Consider the following 14,557-nt stretch of genomic DNA (forward strand, 5'->3'; position numbering starts at 1 on the left):
TGTGGGTACCCACTTTAGTGCACCCCTGCCCCGCCCCACCGTGGCCAGGACCCTACTGGCGGACTCGGAAGGCCTGCATGATGGATAGACGCTTGCCCGTATGCAGGATCGAGTTGGAATAGATCTTGCCCGCCAGCATGGCCACGAGTGGAATGGCGATGACGCCGAGTGCCGCTGCGAGCAGCATTTCGGGTGTGCTGACGGCCTTGTAGGCTTGGCGGACGGGCATCATGAACGGGCTGAGGCCCGGAATTGCGGAGAGAATCTTCGTCCAGGTCGAATCCGGGGCGTTGGGAACCAGGAAGAGCGCAAGGTAGAACGGCACGAGCATTCCCATCGACACCGGGGTGGTGACTGCGCTGAGGTCCTCTTGGCGGGTGGCGAGGGAGGAGAATGCGCCCATCACCATCGCGTAGAAGAAGAAGCCCAGAACCATCCACAGGACCATCCAGCCTAGGTAGCCGCCCAAGTTGAGTTCGAGCTCGACTCCGGCGATCTTCACGGCCACAAGTGCCGCAGCGATGAGGACCGCGAACTGAAGGAGTAGGAAGACCCCGATGCCGATCACTTTGCCGAGCAACAGGGTGCGCGGCCGGATCGTGGTCAGCAGGATCTCCACCACGCGCGAGGACTTTTCTTGTACCACGCCGTTGCCGATGGTGGTGATGCCGAGCATGATCATCATGAACATGACCATCATGCCCACCAGCGACGTAATGTATCCGATGGGGTCGTTCATCATCAGGTTGCCGCGGTCGAAGGAGACGAATCGTGGCGTGACGTCGACCGAGGAGGCCAGCTGCGCGTAGTCGGACGCGGCAAGCGTGGCGCCCTTGGACTCCATGAGCTGTGCGCTCGCGGCCGTGTTGATCGTGGCGGCGACGACGGGGTTCACCCTGCGCGTGCCATCGCCCTCGACGACGACGCTCGGAACCTCGCCTTCTTTGACAAGGACGACGGCGTAGCCATCGGCGTCCGATTCGTAACGCTGGCGGAGGTAGTCCTCGGCCGTGCCCGCGCCGATGACTTCGGTGGTGATCCCGGTGCCGGCAGCCGCGGTTTCGAGGTAGGGCAGGTAGGCCTGCGCCGACTCGTCGACGGCGATGATAGGCGCCGTTGGCGCCTCCGCATTCGGATCGTCGGAGAGGAAGTATCGGCCGGCGAGACCCGCGCCAAGAATGAGGACGGTCATGACGGCGATCGAGATGATCATTGCCTTGGAGCGAGCCATAGTCATGAACTCGCGCTTGATGACGTGAATAAGCATTACTTCTTGCCTCCAAACAGGGAGAATCGGCTTTTCTTGTGGTCCTCGGCGGGCTGGGGTGCGGGGATCTGCACGATGCTACCGAAGAGGTCCGTCAACGACGGGCGCACCCGGGTGAAGCTGTGGACAGGGCCGGCGGAAAGCGCGGCATGGAGAACTTCCTGGTCGTCCATACCGGCAGGTAGCTTAGCGCGAACGACGTGATGCGAGTCGGAATCGGGCGAAAGACCAAGTTGGCGGAGAGCGTTAGCCGTGGCGACGGCGTCGGGAGCCTCAATCTCGATCACGACGTCAGAGCCGGACTCGCGCAGGTGGTCAATGGTTCCCTCTGCGGCGATCTTGCCCAGCGAGGCGATCCCGACGCGGTCGCAGAGACGCTCGACGAGGTCGAGCTGGTGGGAGGAAAAGACGACGGTGGCACCGCTGGCGGCCTTCTCTCGCAGTACGGCGCTCATGTCGGCGACAGCGAGGGGGTCGAGGCCGGAGAAGGGCTCGTCGAGCACGAGGATCGACGGATCGTGGACGAGGGCGGCGGCAAGCTGGACGCGTTGCTGGTTACCCAGGGAGAGGGCCTGGACCTCGTCGCCGCGACGCATGTGAACGCCGAGGCGTTCGGTCCAATACTCCATCGCCTTGCGGGCATCGACATCAGAAAGGCCGTGAAGCTTAGCGAAGTAGATCAGCTGCTCGCCGACCTTCATCTTCGGGTAAAGGCCACGCTCCTCGGGCATGTACCCGAAGTGCTGCCGGTCGGCGAATGTCAGCGCCTTGCCATTGTTGAGCACGTCACCCGAGTCCGCGTTCAGGATGCCGAGAACGATGCGCATCGTCGTCGTCTTGCCGGCGCCGTTTGACCCGACGAAGCCATACACCTCGCCGGGGTGGACCGTGAAGTCCATTCCGTCTAGTGCCTGCGTTTTACCGAAGGCCTTCCTTAGTTCTTTGATCTCGAGACTCATGTTTCTCTTTCCTAGTTGTAGGTGATCGAAAAGTCGATGTGTTGGTGGTCGATAACTCGATCTTACGGTGTGTGAAGTGGATAAAACGGTCGTTGGGAAGCCCTCCCCACCCCTCGCATCTGTCTGACCTGCGATGTTAGTTGTCCAGAGGTATCTGTTCGCTGAGGTAAACAAGCTGCGCGAGCTGCCTTTTATAGGTGGCGTAGGCCTTGCGGCCGGCGCGTGTGGCGGCGTAGCTCGTCCTGCTGCCGCGCCCGTGGCCTTTCCGTTGGTGCAAGTACTTGAAGGGGCGCCCTAGCTGAGCGGCAACTCTAGCCGCGGCTCGCGCTCGAGGCCGTGGAGGCCATTCCAGATGAGGTTGACGAGGTGCGCCGCGAGGACTTCCTTGCTCGGCGTCTTCTCGTTGGCCCATATCTGCCCCATCGTGCCCACTGTCCCGGCGAGCATCTGTGCGTACATCGGCGCCGTGTCGGCGTCGAAGCCGAGATGGTCGAAATAGGGGCCTAGGAGCTCGGTCAGGTAGTCGCCCATGTCGGACATGATCGTGGAAAACTGTGAGCCCGAAATGACATCCGGCGACTGGTGAACCATGAGCCCAAAACCGTCAGGATTGACCTCGATGTAATCGAGCAGGGCGAGTATGGAGCCCTCAAGCGCTTCGCGCGGGCGAAGGTCGACGCGCATCTTGTCCTGGAGGAGCTCGTTGAGCGCGGTCGTCTCGCGATCCACGATGACCTGGTAGAGGCCCTCTTTGCCGCCGAAATGCTCGTAGATCACCGGCTTGGACACGCCCGCCGCGCTCGCGACTTCCTCGACGGAGACGGCGTCGAAGCCGTGCGCGGCAAACAGGCGGCGGCCAATGCTGATTAACTGTTCGCGACGCTGAACACGCGTCATTCTCGAGCGCTTCGGGCGATGATTGGAGGATTCAGGCTCATTCAACATGGGACTATTATCGCAAACGAGGTGCTAAATGCCGATCTGATTGGAAATTGGTTGCGCAAAACTGGCACAATGGTGGAGATTCCGCCATGGTGTAACGGCAGCACACGGGTCTTTGGAACCCTTTGTCTAGGTTCGAATCCTAGTGGCGGAGCGCTCGTGATCCCGAGGAGGAAACATGGCCGCACTCACCGCAGCAATCGTCCTTGCTGCTGGCAAAGGCACGCGTATCAAGTCATCGATTCCGAAGGTGCTGTTGCCGATGAACGGCCGTTCCCTTGTGGGTCATGTGAATGACGCCGTTGTGGGCGCTGGCGCTGAACACTTGGTTTTCGTTGTGCGCCATGAGCGTCAGATGGTTGCCGAGCATATCTCGAGCATCAACCCTGATGCCGTCATTGCTGATCAGGATGAGATCAAGGGCACTGGTCGAGCCGCGTGGTGTGGCTTGCAGGGGCTGCCCGCCGATATTGAGGGGTCCGTCCTCATCATGGCCGGCGATTCGCCCATGTTCACCTCCGAAACCCTCGCGGCGCTTTCTGAGGCTCATGCTTGCGGCGATAATGCCGTGACGGTGCTCTCCACGGTTGTTGCGGACCCGACCGGCTACGGCCGCATCGTGCGTGACGGGCTGGGCAACGTCGTCGGGATCGTCGAACACAAGGACGCCACCGAGGCCCAGCGTAACATTCGCGAAATTGGCACCTCCACCTACGTCTTCGACATTGCGTTCCTGCGCGAGAGCCTCGACAACCTCGACACGAACAATTCTCAGGGCGAAATGTATCTCACCGACGTCGTCGCCAGGGCTCACCAGCTCGGCAAGGGCGTCGGATCTTTCGTTCTCGAAGATTCTCTCCAAGCGGAGGGCGTGAACGACCTCGTTCAGCTCGCTGGCCTGCGCGCCGAGAAGAACCGTCGCATCATGGAGGCGTGGATGCGCTCCGGAGTCGCCATCGTCGACCCGGCGACGACGCACATCGACGTCGACGTCACGCTCGAGCCCGACGCCGTCGTTGAACCCGGCACCATCTTGCGTGGCACGACGCACGTGGCGGCGTTTGCCGTCGTCGGCCCGAATTCCGAACTCGACTCCGTCAACGTTGGCGAGCGCGCCGTCGTCGCACACACGGTGGCATCCGGCGTCGAGGTCGAGGCGGGCGAGGTTGTCTCGCCATTCAGCATACTTACCAACAAAAAGTAAGAAGGGCCCATCCGGCCCTGAATGCGCGGGGTAGGGTGGGTATGAACACCAGTCGCCGCGCCGCGGCCAACGAAAAGAGAGAAGTGGGATGACGGGTATTCACACCAGCGGTGAGAAGCATCTAGTTCTGGCGAGCGGGCGCGCTCACCCTGAACTGGCAAAGGCGGTGGCGGAAGAACTCGGTATCGAACTTCTCCCGGTGACGGCCTACGATTTCGCCAACTCGGAAATCTACGTCCGGTATGACGAGTCGCTGCGCGGCTCGGACGTTTTTGTCCTTCAGTCCATCACGCCGCCGGTCAACAAGTGGATCATGGAGACCCTCATTATGGTCGACGCCGCTAAGCGGGCTTCGGCCAAGCGCATCACCGTCGTCGTGCCTTCTTACCCCTACGCCCGTCAGGATAAGAAGCACAAGGGGCGCGAGCCCATCTCGGCGCGCCTCATGGCTGACCTGTTCAAGACCGCCGGCGCTGACCGTATCATGTCCGTGGATCTGCACGCCGCGCAGTCGCAGGGCTTCTTCGACGGGCCGGTTGACCACCTGTGGGCCATGCCGACGCTGGTCAACTACGTGCGCACCCGCATCGAGCCCGAAAGCTCCGTCATCGTTTCTCCCGACGCCGGCCGTATCAAGGTTGCCGAGCAGTGGGGCGAGCGTCTCGGTGGCGTGCCGTTGGCCTTCGTCCACAAGACGCGTGACATTACTCGTCCCAACCAGGCAACCGCTAATCGTGTGGTGGGCGACGTCGTTGGCCGTACCGCCGTCATCGTTGACGATCTCATCGACACTGCCGGCACCATCGCTGGCGCCGTTCGCGTTGTGCTCGAGGCGGGCGCGAAGGACGTCATCATCGCGGCAACCCACGGTGTGCTTTCGGACCCGGCCGCCCAGCGCCTGGCGGAAAGCGGTGTGCGTGAGGTCATTTTGACCGACACGCTCCCAATCCCGGTTGAGAAGCGCTTCCCGCAGCTGACGGTATTGCCGATCGCTCCCGTGCTCGCCTGTGCCATCCAGGAAGTCTTCAACGATGGCTCTGTTACGAGCCTATTCGACGGGGCGCACGCCTAGGAGCATACTGATTCGGCTGGTATTCGGCGAGATTAAGGATCATATCGGCCCGCTCGGCAACAGTGAGATCGTGAGTGACAACGAGGAGCGCCGCGTTGCGTTCCTTCGATGTGGAGAAAAGTAGGTCTGCCGCGGCGTCACGCGTATAGGTGTCGAGCGAGCCAGTTGGGTCATCCCCAATCAGCAAAGCTGGTTCTGTTGATAGCGCGCGGACGAGCGCGGTTCGCTGCCTTTCGCCACCGGAGAGGTCTCGGGTGCATCTGTTCGGTGTTTTTCTTCTGAGTGGCGGGAGCTGAACGGAGTGTTGTCGCGGGATGCTGTGAACTTCGTCGTTCGCCTTGGTGTCGCGCAAGTAGGGTTGTAGTCTTGACTAGTTGCCTCGGCGAGGGAAGCAGCTATCCGGCTGAACTTCCGTTATCGACGCGGTGTCTATGCCTGGCGTAGCCTCCGTTTCGAGGCCTGCCCACGCACTGTGGGCCATCTAGAACAGGAGATAGACATGGAGAAGCAGATTCTCGAGATCACCGAGCGTACCGAGTTCGGTAAGGGTGCCTCCCGCCGCATCCGCCGCGAGGGCGGCATGCCCGTCGTCGTCTACGGCCACGGTGAAGAGCCCAAGCACTACGTTGTTGACTACCACACCGCCTTCCTGATGGTGCGCGGTAACGCCAATGCGCTTATCACGCTCAAGTCTGATTCGGCCGAGCAGCTCGTCATGGTCAAGGATGTTCAGCGCAACCCGCTTTCGCGCGTCATTGAGCACATGGACCTGCTGCGCGTTAAGGCTGACGAGAAGGTCGCCGTTGACGTTCCGGTCGTCGTCGAAGGTGAACCTGCTGGCGACGCCATCGCGACCGTCGAACTGATGACGCTTGCCGTTGAGGCACCCGTGCGCGAGATTCCGGAGGCGATCACCATTGACGTTGAGGGTGCTGAGGATGGTGCTAACATCACCATCGCAGACGTTAAGTTCCCCGCTGGTGTTACTACCGAACTTGCGCAGGATGAGGTGGTAGTTGTTATTGCTGTCCCGCAGGTTGAGACGCTGCCGGAAGATGGTGAAGCTGCCGAGGGTGCTGTTGACGAGGCGTCCACCGCGGATGCCGAGTAGTCAGCTCGGGTATCTTCATTGGTTTAGGCAACCAATCATTCCATGAAAGGGTTCGCCCCATCCGGGGGCGGACCCTTTTGGGATCCCTTGCTTTGGTTGAGTCTGGCTAGCGTGGTGGGGCCTAGCAGGCTGGGTCTGGCGGGCTGGCGTCGGTGGTGCGGCAGGGCCTGGTATAGCCGCGGCCGGCGTGGCCGAGGCCTGGCGGGTCTCCTCGCTGGAAAGAAAGCGTGCGGCGAGCTGAGTGCGTGGCGTCGAGTTAGGCGACGGCGTCGATGGCGTTCTTGGCCGAAAGGAGATCGGCGCCGGTGCGGGCGCGGTAAGCCTTGATTGCCTCGATCTTTCGGCCGGAAGTCGCCAGTGTGAGCTCGTCGGGCGTGACGCCATACGGGTTGTCGATCCCAGCGTCGCCGAGCAGTGCGTTGAGTTCAGCGTTGATCTTCAGCAGACGTGCGTTTTCCTTGCGGAGGCGGTCAATCTCGAAGGCTTGGTTGAAATACTTGCCCACGGTCACTCCTAGCATGATTGTTTAATGGCTATTCGAGCTTACCGCCTTCGAAATCGGGTGACCATTGGTGGGCGAGCTCGCTGCCGCTGTATTAAGGTGCGGGGCGGTCGGGTTGGGCCGGCTCGGCGCTGTACTAAAGTGTGATTTAGTACCCGGAATGTCCGCAATTTAATAGGGTGCCAGGCAGCTTAGTACAGCGCGGGCCGAGGCACGGGCCGAGGCGCGGGCCGAGGTGTGGCCGGGGCAATGGCTCCCGGCGGGCCATATTGCTAGGCTTGTTCGGTCGAAGGGATGTCATGTTCGCAGTTATCGGCCTCGGAAATCCGGGCCCCAAGTATGAAAACACGCGCCACAATATTGGCCAGCACGTGATTCATGAGCTCGCGCGCCGCGCTGGCTCGTCGCTGTCGGTGCATAAGCAGTCGAATACGCGGGCGGCGTCGGTGCGTGTGGGGATTGGGCCGGGTAAGCCGGGAGAGCAGGCGGTGCTCGGCGTTTCGAACGGCTACATGAATACGTCCGGTGGCCCGGTGAGCTCGCTGATGAAGTACTTTAAGATTGCCCCGGCTGACCTCATCGTTATCCATGATGACCTCGACCTGCCCTTCGGCCAGCTCAAACTCAAGCGTGGCGGCGGGGCGGGCGGCCACAACGGGCTGAAGTCGATCTCGCAGTCGCTGGGCACGCAGGACTACATCCGGCTCCGTTTCGGCATTGGCCGCCCGCCCGGGCGTCAAGATCCCGCCGATTTCGTCCTCTCCGATTTTTCTTCATCGGAAAACAAGGAGATCGACCTCCTCATTGCCCTCGCCGCCGACGCCGTCGAAGACATCCTCCTCATCGGCCTCGACAAGGCCATGATGCGGCTCCACACCAAGTAGTGACCCGGCCGCGACCAGCGAACCACCAAGTAAGGACCCCATGGATCTCCGCCCAGTTCTGTCCATTCTCGGCGACCAGGACACCCTGTCCTCGCGCGCGAACGCCCGCTACGCCGACGTCGGCATGCCGCGCGGCGCCTTCGCCCCGGCCATCGCCGAGATCCTGAGCGCCGGCGACGGGCGGTTGCAAGTGGCCGTGACGACGTCGGGCCGCGAAGCCGAGGACCTCCGCGACGCCCTGCGCGCCTACATCCCGGTGGAGAATATGGCGATCTTCCCCGCGTGGGAAACCCTGCCGCATGAGCGCCTCTCGCCGCGGTCGGACACGGTGGCCGAGCGCCTGACGACGCTGCGCCGCCTCGCCCACCCGGAGAACTTCGACGAGTTGCGCGTCCTGCTTGTGCCGATCCGCGCCTTCCTGCAGCCGATCGCGGCGGGCCTGGGTGAGCTGGTCCCGGTCAGTTTGCGCGTGGGTGACGTCGTCGACTTCGATGACCTGCAAGAACGCCTCGTGGCTGCCGCCTATCAGCGTGTGGACATGATCGAGTCACGCGGCCAGTTTGCCGTGCGCGGCGGTATCATCGACGTCTTCCCTCCCACGTGCGACCACCCGCTTCGCGTGGAGTTCTTCGGCGACGAGGTGGACGAGATTCGCTCCTTCGCCGTCGCCGACCAACGTTCGATGGAGGCCGTCGGCGAGCTGTATGCCCCGCCGTGCCGGGAGATTTTGCTCAGCGACGCCGTTCGCTCGCGTGCCGCCCACGCCCTCGAGGAGCTTCCGGGCGCGGTTGACATGCTGGACAAGATCGCCAGCGGCATCGCGGTGGAGGGGATGGAGTCGCTTCAGCCGGTCCTAGTGGAGGACATGCACCCGCTGGTCGATGAGTTGCCGGGCAATGCCCGCATCCTCCTCGTGGAGCCTGAGCGCCTGGATGCGCGTGCGCAGTCCCTGCAGGAGACGACGCAGGAGTTTTTGGCCGCCGCGTGGTCGTCGGCGGCAGCGGGCGGGACGATCCCAATCTCGGTGTCGAAGGCGTCCTTCATGGAGATTCCCGACGTGCGTGAGCGCGCCATTGAGCTGGGCCTCGGCTGGTGGACGATCGGCGGCTTCGCCGGCGCGGACACCGTCCAGTTGCCGCTGCGCGAGCCGCGCAACTTCGCCGGAAACGTGGACGCCGCCCTGCGCGAGCTCGCCACCCTTGCTCGCGCCCAGTGGCGGATCGTCATTGCTGTCGAGGGCGCCGGTCTCGGAAGACGTCTGGTTGAGCAGCTCGCCGACGCCGACGTCCCGGCCGTCTTTTCCGAGGACCTACGCGAGGTGATCCCCGGCGTCGTCGCCGTCGTCACCGCGCCCGTCCAGTCCGGCTTCATCGCCGACACGGCCAAGTTTGCCCTGCTCGGGGCGATGGATCTCGTGGGGCGCAAGCGCTCTCGATCTGCCCAGCAGCGTCAGATGCCCAAGCGCCGCAAGAACGCCGTCGATCCGCTCCAGCTCAAGCCGGGCGACTACGTCGTGCACGCGCGCCACGGCGTCGCGCAATTCGTTCAGCTCGCCAAGCGCAAACTCGGCGGGCCGAACGGGACCCAACGCGAATACGTCGTGCTCGAATACGCGCCGACCAAGCGCGGCCAAGCGCGCGACCAGCTGTGGGTACCCACCGATCAGCTCGACCAAATCTCGAAGTACTCGGGCGGCGATGCGCCCTCGCTGAACAAGATGGGTGGCGCCGACTGGGAAAAGACCAAGTCCAAGGCGCGCGCGGCCGTCAAGCAGATCGCCAAAGAACTTGTGCGCCTGTATGCCCAGCGCCGGGCCACGAAGGGGCACGCCTTCTCGCCTGATACGCCCTGGCAGCACGAACTCGAGGACGCCTTCGAATTCGTCGAGACCCCAGATCAGCTGGCGACCATCGACGAGGTCAAGCGCGACATGGAATCGCCCGAGCCCATGGACCGCCTCATCTCCGGCGACGTCGGCTACGGCAAGACCGAAATCGCCGTCCGTGCAGCCTTTAAGGCCGTTCAGGACGGCAAGCAGGTGGCCGTGCTCGCGCCGACGACGCTGCTCGTCCAACAGCACTTGGAGACCTTCCAGGAGCGCTACGCCGGATTCCCCGTCAAGGTTGCCGGCCTGTCGCGATTCCAAACCGCGAAAGAATCCGAGGATGTGAAGGACGGCGTGCGCCGCGGCGAGATCGACGTCGTCATCGGCACCCACCGCCTCATCACCGGCGACGTCCGCTTCAAGGACCTCGGCCTGGTCATCATCGACGAGGAGCAACGCTTCGGCGTCGAGCACAAAGAGACGCTCAAGCAGATGTATCCGGCTATCGATGTGCTGGCGATGTCGGCCACCCCGATCCCGCGCACGCTCGAAATGGCGGTGACGGGGCTGCGGCAGATGTCCACGCTCGCCACCCCGCCCGAGGAGCGCCACCCGATCCTGACCTACGTCGGCGCGCACGAAAACCAGCAAATCGCCGCAGCGATCAAGCGCGAGTTACTGCGCGACGGTCAAGTTTTCTACGTCCACAACCGCACCCAGTCCATCAACCGGGTGGCCGCGGAACTGGCCGAGATAGTTCCCGACGCCGGCATCGGGGTTGCGCACGGAAAGATGAGCGAGCATCAGCTCGAGCAGGTGATCCAGCAGTTTTGGGATAAGGAAATCGACGTGCTCGTGTGCACGACGATCGTCGAGACCGGCCTCGATATTTCCAACGCCAACACGCTCATCGTGGAAAACGCCCACAAGCTCGGGCTTTCGCAGCTCCACCAGCTGCGTGGGCGCGTGGGGCGCGGGCGCGAGCGCGCCTACGCTTACTTCCTCTACCCGCCGGACGGGACGATGACCGAGACCGCGCTCGAACGCCTGCGCACGATCGCCTCGCATACCGAGCTCGGGGCGGGCTTTCAGGTGGCGCTCAAGGACCTCGAGATTCGCGGTGCCGGCAACTTGCTGGGCGGCGAACAGTCCGGGCACATCGCCGGCGTTGGCTTTGACCTCTACATTCGCATGGTCTCCGAGGCCGTTGCCGGGATCACCGGGCAGGACCAGCGCACCGAAGCCGAGAAGGCGGCCGAGACGCGGATCGAGCTGCCGGTGGACGCCTACGTGCCCGAAACCTGGGTCACCTCCGAGCGATTGCGGCTGGAGATTTACACCAAGATCGCGGCGTCGACCAACGAGGCCCAGCGCTCCGACATCCGTCAAGAGCTCATCGACCGCTACGGGTCGGTGCCCGCGGAAGTCGACCGCCTGTTTGTGCTGGCCAAACTGCGGGAGAAAGCGCGCTCTGTGGGCATTGAAGAGATCACGATGCAGGGCAACAACGTGCGCTTCGCACCCGTGGTTCTACCCGACTCCCGCCAGGCGCGCCTACGCCGCCTGTACCCCAAAGCCGTTGCTAAGCCCGCCATCCGGATGATCTTGGTGCCGTTGCCCGTGGAGAACGAGCGGCGCCTGGGCGCCGCGAAGGTCATCGAAGGCGATGCCGTGGTGCAGTTCGTTGAGGCGGTCATCGATTCGGTCATGCTGGCCAGCATCGGTAGTTAGGTACCTACTCGTGATTTAGGCAGATGGCACGTGTGAACGTTTTCAGTCCCGCTGGTTTTTGAGACCGCGGTTAACGTTGCGCACCGCCTGGAAGATCATTTGCCAGAAGCGATCAAAATCCAATTCGGTGGCTACTCGAGTGTGGCAATCTGGCTCAGCTGGAGTGCGCAGATCGACAACTGTCATTCCTGTTGTTAATGCTCCGCTTAGTTCAATCTGTACTGGAGCTTTGACGGTTTTGACCACGCTGGGATCGATCAAATAAGCCACGGTACAGGGGTCGTGTACGGGCGGGTAATCGAAACCTTGCGAATCTTTGTAGGCTTGGCGGAAGAACGCAAACAGATCCAAGACGAACTGTGCGGTTGGCCCACCGATACCAGTGAGTTGGTCAATGACTTCATCGGTGGCGAGTGCTTGGTGCGTCAGGTCAAGACCAACCATGATCACCGGCCATTTTTCGCCAAACACTATGTGTGCCGCCTCCGGGTCAGCCATGATGTTGAATTCGGCGGCAGCCGACCAATTTCCACCGTGGCAGCTGCCGCCCATCAGCACTACCTCGCGTACACGTTCGACGATACGCGGCTCCAGGCGTGCAGCCAGTGCAATATTCGTCAGCGGTCCTGTTGGCACTAGGGTAACTTCACCCGGTTGGTGGGCCATGATCGTATCGATAATGAATTGGACTGCGTGGCGCGAGTCGAGATCCGCAGGTTCGGGTAGCACGACGCCGTCAAGCCCGGATTCGCCGTGTTGTTCGGGCGCCACCACTGCTTCTCGCACCAGTGGGCGGGACGCCCCGCGGACGATTGGCACGCCGCGCATATTGAACTGCGTGGCAAGCCGGCGTGCGTTGTTGGTGACCTTATCTAGTGTCTGGTTGCCATTAACGGTGCTTATGCCGAGCAATTCAATGTCAGGGCTGCCGTGGGCGAGCAACATGGCGATGGCATCATCATGCCCGGGGTCGCAGTCGAGAATTATTTTCTTGGGCATGGTGGGTATCCTTTCAAAGACCCTAGCGGGCGTCTGTGCTCGCGTCGTCCTTGAAGAATCTTACAAGGGGTGTCCCATTAGCGGTGCATGTGTGAGTCCACTAGGGCCTTCGAAACGGTGTGTGAGTTGATGACGGCGGTGAAGATCGGGACGAAAGACGCCCACGAGCGACGCGGGTCACAATCAAAATTGCCCCGAGAGAAAAATCGGGGGCGGATCGGGCGCTGCCGGTGTCTTTTGTCGGAGAATCGTAGGACAATAGAAGGTAGCGGTACTCCGGCCCACCGGAATACCGATGACATCTAAAAAGAAGGAGTTCTTGTGGCAAACATTGAAGCCGTACACGCTCGTGAAATTCTTGATTCGCGCGGCAACCCCACTGTCGAGGTTGAGGTCCTGCTGGATGACGGCCACTATGGCCGTGCAGGCGTTCCGTCGGGCGCTTCCACCGGTGCATTCGAGGCGGTCGAGCTTCGCGATGGTGACAAGTCGCGCTACGGCGGCAAGGGCACCACGCAGGCAGTCGCCAACGTGATCGAGGCAATGGAAGAGGAGCTCATCGGTCTCGATGCTTCCGAGCAGCGCTACATTGATCAGATCCTTCGCGATCTCGATGGCACCCCCAACAAGGGCAAGCTTGGTGCAAACGGTATCCTTGGCGTCTCGCTCGCAGTTGCTAAGGCTTCCGCTGAGTCCGCTGGCCTGTCCCTCTTCTCCTACCTCGGTGGCCCGAACGCTCACGTTCTCCCGGTCCCGATGATGAACATCCTCAACGGTGGATCGCACGCCGATTCCAACGTTGACATTCAGGAGTTCATGATTGCTCCGATCGGCGCTCCGACCTTCAAGGAAGCCCTCCGCATGGGCGCTGAGGTCTACCACGAGCTCAAGTCCGTGCTCAAGGAGCGCGGCCTGTCCACGGGTCTTGGCGACGAGGGCGGCTTCGCCCCGAACCTGCCCACCAACGCTGCGGCACTTGATCTGATCGTTGAGGCTATCGAGCGCGCTGGCTACAAGCCGGGTGCTGACGTGGCCCTGGCACTCGACGTTGCTTCCACCGAGTTCTTCAAGGATGGCAAGTACATGTTCGAGGGTGGCGAGAAGGACACCGCTTACATGGTGGACTACTACGAGAAGCTCATCACCGATTACCCGATCGTCTCCATTGAGGATCCGCTCTCGGAGGATGAGTGGGAGGACTGGAAGGCTCTCACCGCTCGTATTGGTGACCGCGTCCAGCTCGTTGGCGACGACCTGTTCGTCACCAACCCGGAGCGCTTGGCCAAGGGCATCGAGCTCGGCGCCGCGAACGCGCTCCTCGTGAAGGTCAACCAGATTGGTACCCTCACCGAGACCCTCGAGGCAGTGGAGATGGCTCACCGTGCGGGCTACAAGTCGATGACGTCGCACCGTTCGGGCGAGACCGAGGACACCACCATTGCGGACCTCGCTGTTGCCACCAACTCCGGCCAGATCAAGACCGGTGCTCCGGCTCGTGGCGAGCGCGTCAACAAGTACAATCAGCTTCTCCGCATCGAGGAAGAGCTTGACGACGCCGCTGTTTACGCCGGCGCTTCGGCCTTCCCGCGCTTCAAGGCGTAAGGCTGCCTAGCGAGAAGTTAGATCGGCGCAGGGCCGGGGTTGCGAAAGCGACCCCGGCCCTCGCTTTTGCCATTGCGGCGGCTTGAGACATCGCGGTGCCTCATGCCGTTGTGGCTGCTTTGAGCATTGCGGCTCTTTTGAAGATTGTGGCGGCTCTCGTACACGGGGCCGCGCTGGTACGGCCCGGCTGACGCCTTGACCGGTATGAGATGAATCTAACGTGCCGCTTTCCCGGGAGTCCGCCACGCTTCTTGCCCCGCCTCCCGCCCACGCGGCCCGCCCTTCCCTCGTATCTCAACCGTGGACACCTAGACTGGGGAACATGAATTCGCGCCGTCCCTCGTCCCGGCCCGGCCCTCGTGGCACGGGCCGTCGACCGGACGCTGAAAATCGGGCGACAGACCCGCGTCGCCGGCCGTCGCGCGAGAGGCAACGCCCGTCCTCCGAGCAGGGCGAGCC

At 62.4% G+C, this 14,557-nt stretch carries 12 protein-coding genes and 1 tRNA gene; 7 read left to right on the plus strand and 6 right to left on the minus strand.

Going from position 1 to position 14,557, the window contains the following annotated elements; genetic code table 11:
* Positions 1–52: 52 nt before the first annotated feature.
* From HLG82_RS01070 to HLG82_RS01080, 3 genes are all read right to left on the minus strand, one after another.
* A complete protein-coding gene (locus tag HLG82_RS01070) occupies positions 53–1,267 on the minus strand; it encodes an ABC transporter permease (RefSeq protein WP_193326921.1) in 1,215 nt (404 codons plus the stop codon).
* Positions 1,267–2,226: an ABC transporter ATP-binding protein gene (locus HLG82_RS01075; RefSeq protein ID WP_193326922.1), complete on the minus strand. Its 960-nt coding sequence runs from the start codon at positions 2,224–2,226 to the stop codon at positions 1,267–1,269. Before HLG82_RS01075 ends, HLG82_RS01070 begins: the two co-directional genes overlap by 1 nt.
* Before the next feature lie 294 nt (positions 2,227–2,520).
* Complete coding sequence (locus HLG82_RS01080; protein ID WP_255313909.1) at positions 2,521–3,171, minus strand: TetR/AcrR family transcriptional regulator; 651 nt, start codon at positions 3,169–3,171, stop codon at positions 2,521–2,523.
* A gap of 80 nt (positions 3,172–3,251) precedes the next feature.
* On the opposite strand from HLG82_RS01080, the gene HLG82_RS01085 reads away from it, so the two are divergent.
* The 3 genes from HLG82_RS01085 to HLG82_RS01095 all read left to right on the plus strand — a co-directional run bounded on the left by HLG82_RS01085 (position 3,252) and on the right by HLG82_RS01095 (position 5,444).
* Positions 3,252–3,322: transfer RNA gene (locus HLG82_RS01085), tRNA-Gln, on the plus strand.
* Between the two features lie 24 nt (positions 3,323–3,346).
* Positions 3,347–4,372, plus strand: a complete 1,026-nt coding sequence (locus HLG82_RS01090) for an NTP transferase domain-containing protein (RefSeq protein ID WP_193326923.1) — start codon at positions 3,347–3,349, stop codon at positions 4,370–4,372.
* Positions 4,373–4,460: 88 nt separating this feature from the next.
* Positions 4,461–5,444, plus strand: a complete 984-nt coding sequence (locus HLG82_RS01095; protein WP_193326924.1) for a ribose-phosphate diphosphokinase — start codon at positions 4,461–4,463, stop codon at positions 5,442–5,444.
* Here the strand turns inward: HLG82_RS01095 and HLG82_RS10550 are convergent.
* Positions 5,413–5,796 (minus strand): ATP-binding cassette domain-containing protein, encoded by a 384-nt coding sequence (locus tag HLG82_RS10550; RefSeq protein ID WP_193326925.1) that lies wholly within the window; start codon positions 5,794–5,796, stop codon positions 5,413–5,415. The genes HLG82_RS01095 and HLG82_RS10550 overlap by 32 nt on opposite strands.
* Before the next feature lie 147 nt (positions 5,797–5,943).
* On the opposite strand from HLG82_RS10550, the gene HLG82_RS01105 reads away from it, so the two are divergent.
* Positions 5,944–6,555, plus strand: a complete 612-nt coding sequence (locus tag HLG82_RS01105; RefSeq protein WP_193326926.1) for a 50S ribosomal protein L25/general stress protein Ctc — start codon at positions 5,944–5,946, stop codon at positions 6,553–6,555.
* Between the two features lie 256 nt (positions 6,556–6,811).
* Here HLG82_RS01105 and HLG82_RS01110 read toward each other — a convergent pair whose 3' ends face one another.
* A complete protein-coding gene (locus HLG82_RS01110) occupies positions 6,812–7,075 on the minus strand; it encodes a hypothetical protein (protein ID WP_193326927.1) in 264 nt (87 codons plus the stop codon).
* 281 nt (positions 7,076–7,356) lie between these two features.
* Between HLG82_RS01110 and pth the strand changes: the two genes are divergently transcribed.
* Positions 7,357–7,941, plus strand: coding sequence for an aminoacyl-tRNA hydrolase (gene pth, locus HLG82_RS01115; protein WP_193326928.1), 585 nt, complete (start codon positions 7,357–7,359; stop codon positions 7,939–7,941).
* 40 nt (positions 7,942–7,981) lie between these two features.
* The gene (mfd, locus tag HLG82_RS01120) at positions 7,982–11,497 is read left to right on the plus strand and encodes a transcription-repair coupling factor (RefSeq protein ID WP_193326929.1); all 3,516 of its coding nucleotides are present in this window, start codon (positions 7,982–7,984) and stop codon (positions 11,495–11,497) included.
* Between the two features lie 42 nt (positions 11,498–11,539).
* Here the strand turns inward: mfd and uriH are convergent, their stop codons facing one another.
* Positions 11,540–12,496 (minus strand): uridine-preferring nucleoside hydrolase UriH, encoded by a 957-nt coding sequence (uriH, locus tag HLG82_RS01125; protein ID WP_193326930.1) that lies wholly within the window; start codon positions 12,494–12,496, stop codon positions 11,540–11,542.
* 321 nt (positions 12,497–12,817) lie between these two features.
* On the opposite strand from uriH, the gene eno reads away from it, so the two are divergent.
* The gene (eno, locus tag HLG82_RS01130; protein WP_193326931.1) at positions 12,818–14,098 is read left to right on the plus strand and encodes a phosphopyruvate hydratase; all 1,281 of its coding nucleotides are present in this window, start codon (positions 12,818–12,820) and stop codon (positions 14,096–14,098) included.
* Positions 14,099–14,557 lie beyond the last annotated feature (459 nt).

It is taken from the genome of Trueperella pecoris, assembly GCF_014926385.1.
Lineage (GTDB): Bacteria > Actinomycetota > Actinomycetes > Actinomycetales > Actinomycetaceae > Trueperella > Trueperella pecoris.

What these genes read in the sequence shown, in the direction of transcription:
- HLG82_RS01070 (WP_193326921.1), bottom strand. Translation starts at nt 1,267, where the DNA reads ATGCTTATTCACGTCATCAAGCGCGAGTTCATGACTATGGCTCGCTCC.
- HLG82_RS01075 (WP_193326922.1), bottom strand. Translation starts at nt 2,226, where the DNA reads ATGAGTCTCGAGATCAAAGAACTAAGGAAGGCCTTCGGTAAAACGCAG.
- HLG82_RS01080 (WP_255313909.1), bottom strand. Translation starts at nt 3,171, where the DNA reads ATGTTGAATGAGCCTGAATCCTCCAATCATCGCCCGAAGCGCTCGAGA.
- HLG82_RS01090 (WP_193326923.1), top strand. Translation starts at nt 3,347, where the DNA reads ATGGCCGCACTCACCGCAGCAATCGTCCTTGCTGCTGGCAAAGGCACG.
- HLG82_RS01095 (WP_193326924.1), top strand. Translation starts at nt 4,461, where the DNA reads ATGACGGGTATTCACACCAGCGGTGAGAAGCATCTAGTTCTGGCGAGC.
- HLG82_RS01105 (WP_193326926.1), top strand. Translation starts at nt 5,944, where the DNA reads ATGGAGAAGCAGATTCTCGAGATCACCGAGCGTACCGAGTTCGGTAAG.
- HLG82_RS01110 (WP_193326927.1), bottom strand. Translation starts at nt 7,075, where the DNA reads ATGCTAGGAGTGACCGTGGGCAAGTATTTCAACCAAGCCTTCGAGATT.
- pth (WP_193326928.1), top strand. Translation starts at nt 7,357, where the DNA reads ATGTTCGCAGTTATCGGCCTCGGAAATCCGGGCCCCAAGTATGAAAAC.
- mfd (WP_193326929.1), top strand. Translation starts at nt 7,982, where the DNA reads ATGGATCTCCGCCCAGTTCTGTCCATTCTCGGCGACCAGGACACCCTG.
- uriH (WP_193326930.1), bottom strand. Translation starts at nt 12,496, where the DNA reads ATGCCCAAGAAAATAATTCTCGACTGCGACCCCGGGCATGATGATGCC.